Raw genomic sequence first — 1,140 nt, 5'->3', positions numbered from 1 at the left:
CCCGGTGTCGCACCGGGCGGCCTTGAACGCCTTGTAGGACTGGCCGTTCAGCGTGCCCGCCGTCCGGGCCGCCGTGAACTGCTGGTGGCATTCCTTGGCGGTTTCACGCGCCTGACCCACCCCGGCGGACAGGCTGAGCGCCAGCATGCCCATGCCTGCGATCTTGAAACGGGCTGATATCGCCATATGTGTGGTCCGTCCTGAAATGGAAAAGGGAAATGTCGTGTTCACAGTGCGCTGTCACCCGTTTCACGGGTGCGGATGCGGATGACGCCTTCCAGCGGGGAAATGAAGATCTTGCCATCCCCGATCTTGCCGGTATGCGCGGCTTCCAGGATCGTTTCCACCGCCTGATCGACCAGATCGTCGCTGACCGCGATCTCGATCTTGATCTTGGGCAGGAAACTGACGTGATATTCCGCCCCGCGATAGATTTCAGTCTGCCCCTTCTGGCGGCCGAAACCCTTGACTTCCGATACCGTGAGCCCCTGTATCCCCAGCGGGGTCAGGGCCTCACGCACATCGTCGAGCTTGAAAGGCTTGATGATGGCTGTGACAAGCTTCATCTCACCATATCTCCATATTTCTGTCCGGTCCGGGCTGACCGTGGGTGAAGGATAATGTAACCGCTCCGTCTATACGCCGATTGGGTGATGCATGTCATCCGCCTTCGTACGCGGGGTATGGTAAGCGCGCTTGTGCGCTCCCCGCCGGGGGGAGTAAATCCCATGGGCTTGCCGTCCCGCCCGCAGGGGCCAGAACAGGAAACGAAATGACCGCGAACACGACACCCAGCACCGTGCCCGAGGCCCTTGAGGCCGATGTCTGCATCGTCGGCGCCGGACCGGTCGGGGTGACGCTTGCCTGCCGCCTGGCCCAGCATGGCATGAAGATCGCCATTATCGACCGCGCGGACCTGCCGCCCCTGGAACGGCCCGGCTTCGATGGGCGGGCCTACGCCATAAGTGCTGGTTCGCGCCACCTGCTGGAGGAAGCGGGCATCTGGGCGCGGCTGCCCATGCCGGCGTGCGACATCCGCGAAATCCGCGTGACCGATGGCCGCCCCGGCCGACCGCCTTCGCGCCTGTTCCTGGAATTCGGGCCGGAGGACGCGGATGAGCCTTCGGCGCGATGATCGAG

The 1,140-nt window shown here is 63.5% G+C and carries 1 protein-coding gene and 2 pseudogenes; 1 reads left to right on the top strand and 2 read right to left on the bottom strand.

The annotated features are described in order from the left end of the window. Both JCM25156_RS17505 and JCM25156_RS17500 read right to left on the bottom strand, forming a co-directional pair. Positions 1-186, bottom strand: a pseudogene (locus tag JCM25156_RS17505) (hypothetical protein); the annotation flags it as partial. A gap of 41 nt (positions 187-227) precedes the next feature. Beyond that, on the bottom strand, positions 228-566 hold the full coding sequence (locus tag JCM25156_RS17500; protein WP_025814180.1) for a P-II family nitrogen regulator: 339 nt from the start codon (positions 564-566) through the stop codon (positions 228-230). A 206-nt stretch (positions 567-772) separates the two neighbouring features. On the opposite strand from JCM25156_RS17500, the pseudogene JCM25156_RS17495 reads away from it, so the two are divergent. Continuing rightward, positions 773-1,140: pseudogene (locus tag JCM25156_RS17495) on the top strand (FAD-dependent oxidoreductase); the annotation flags it as partial.

This window comes from Komagataeibacter kakiaceti JCM 25156, assembly GCF_000613305.1.
Note: the sequence above shows the minus strand (reverse complement) of the source record. Positions and strands in the feature narration are given on the sequence as shown.

Coding starts and splice junctions, on each gene's coding strand:
- JCM25156_RS17500 (WP_025814180.1), bottom strand. CDS start 566: ATGAAGCTTGTCACAGCCATCATCAAGCCTTTCAAGCTCGACGATGTG.